General features: G+C 59.7%; 1 protein-coding gene. It reads left to right on the forward strand.

The window, feature by feature from the left end:
- Positions 1-733: 733 nt before the first annotated feature.
- A complete protein-coding gene (locus tag AC5JJ6_RS08595) occupies positions 734-2,539 on the forward strand; it encodes an ABC transporter ATP-binding protein (RefSeq protein ID WP_496041637.1) in 1,806 nt (601 codons plus the stop codon).
- Positions 2,540-2,600 lie beyond the last annotated feature (61 nt).

Below are 2,600 nucleotides of genomic sequence, written 5' to 3' on the forward strand. Positions count from 1 at the left end.
CAGGTCGTCGGCCAGGCGCTGGCCCTGTTCAAGCGGATCGAGGAGACCGAGAAGTGCCACAAGGTTTTGACGCGATCAGCGCGAGAAATGGCGGAAGTCAATGGCGTCGTTGAGCCCAAGGTCGCCTTTGGACACAACGACCTCAATGTGCGGTAAGTAACGTTCCTCGAAAAGCAGAATGACATGATCAGGTGAAGGCTTTCGTCCAGCCCAAGACGGCTCGCCGCACCACCCTTCGTTACCTGCCCCTCAACTTGGGGCAGGAACTACAGCGGTTTGCGTTAAATCTTGATCGCTTTGGAGCGTGATATCGGCCAACGATACGGGACACGGGTACAGGCGCTTTAGATTTAGCGCACGGCGCTGTAGCCACTCGGCTTAAACTACTGATTTCATGCCTCTTTAGAATATCTGGTCGGCCACTACGAACAAATTTTCAGTTTTCTCAATTTTATAGCCGGCCTTCCGGAATTTTTTGACAAGGCGCCTCGTTCGCCCTGCAACGGTAGATGTTGCATCCAACTGCGTATCAAAGCTGGTGCACACGCCCGCATAGACTGCAAACCAACTCCAACAGTTCAACAGACACAATGCGGAAGGAAGACGAATGCTCACGCCGACTTTATTCTAAAACAACTTCCTTGGCCGCTTCGAGTGCTTGACCTACCGGCATCCCTTCGGCCGACACCTCGACCTGATCGCTGTCGCCTGACTAAGCCGAGGAATTGCGCCAATGTCTTCCGATATACCTGCCGATCCGCGATTTCCGCAACGCCCCCTCTTGTTCTTCCTTCGCTATGTCGGGCATTGGCCCTGGCACTTCACCGGGCTGCTGGTGCTGGTGTCAGGGGCTGCAGCCTGTGCCGTCGCTGTGCAATACGGCATGAAGCTGCTGGTGGACGCCATGGCGGCGCCGGAGCGTAGCACCGCCGCCGTGTGGTGGCCGCTTGGATTGTTCATTGCGCTGATTGGTGTCGAGAACGTGCTTTGGCGCCTGGGTGGCTGGCTCGGCTGCCGGACTGTGGTGGGAGTGGGTGTCAACATTCGCCTCGACCTGTTCCAGCACCTGACTGGCCATCCCATGCATTATTTTGCGGAACATTTCGCAGGATCTCTCGGCAATCGCATTACTGCCACGGCCAGCGCGGCGGGTGCCCTTATCGGAACCTTCGTTTGGAACATCCTGCCACCCTGCATCGATTTTCTAGGCGCTGTGCTGGTGCTAACCACAGTGGACTGGCGCATGGCAATGACACTGGTGGTTTTCACCGGGATGATTGCCAGCGGCATTGCGTTCGTCGGTGTGCGCGGCAGACCGCTGCACCGCGCCTTCGCAGACCAAGCTTCCATCGCTGGCGGCGAACTGGTGGACGTGGTGTCGAACATTTGGGTGGTGAAGGCCTTCTCGGCGCGGCGCATCGAGAACCGGCGGCTCGCCAAACGTTTCGGCTGCGAGGCCGACGCCCACCGCCGCAGTTGGATGTACCTGGAGAAGACACGCGTGCTGCACGACGTCTGCCTGTGGGTGATGTCTGGCGCCATGCTGATATGGGCGGTGTGGGCGTGGACCGAGGGGCGGATCACGCCAGGTGACGTGGTGCTGGTCAGCGCGTTGACTTTCCGCATCCTACATGGCTCACGTGACCTGGCCTTCGCGCTTGTCGGCACGACGCAGCACTTCGGCTTGATCGCCGAGACGCTGCGGGTGATAGCCCCGCCGCACACCGTCAGCGACAGGCCTGGCGCGCATTCGCTGATCGGGCTGGGAGGCACAATCGATTTTGAGGGCGTGCGCTTTTCCTATGCCGACGGGCGGCAGGTATTCCGCGATTTCACGCTGCACATACCGGCCGGGCAACGTATTGGCCTAATTGGCCCATCGGGGGCCGGCAAATCGACGCTGGTCAGCCTGCTCCAGCGCTTCGATGACGTGCAGGGTGGCGCCATCCTGATCGACGGCCAGTGTGTGGCAAGCGTCAACCAGGACAGCCTGCGCAACGCCATCGCCGTGGTGCCACAGGAAATCTCGCTGTTTCATCGCTCTGTCATGGACAACATCCGCTACGGCCGTCCGGACGCATCGGATGAGGAGGTGATCGCTGCGGCGCGCGCCGCCTACTGCCACGACTTCATCTGCGACCTGCAACAAGGTTACAACACGCACGTGGGCGAGCGCGGTGTCAAGTTATCAGGTGGTCAGCGCCAGCGCATCGGCATCGCGCGGGCCTTTCTGAAGAACGCGCCCATCCTAATCCTCGACGAGGCGACTTCGGCTCTGGACACCGGGAGCGAAATCGAGATCCAGCGCGCGTTGCGTGACCTGATGCATGGCCGCACGGTACTAGCGGTGGCACACCGTCTGTCCACGCTGTCAGGTTTCGACCGCATCATTGTGCTCATGAATGGGCACATCGTCGAGGATGGCCACCCAGCCGACCTACGCAGGCGCGGTGGCACCTTCGATTCATTGTGGCGCTTACAGGCCGAAGGCTTCTCCATGGACGAGGCGCTGAACCGCAGACTGAGAGTGATAGAGTAAGAGTCTGCGGCATTATGGTGTTGTAGCCAAAGGCAGCCAGTTTCGCCTGATGATCCAGATC

The sequence above is a fragment of the Skermanella sp. genome (genome assembly GCF_059503625.1).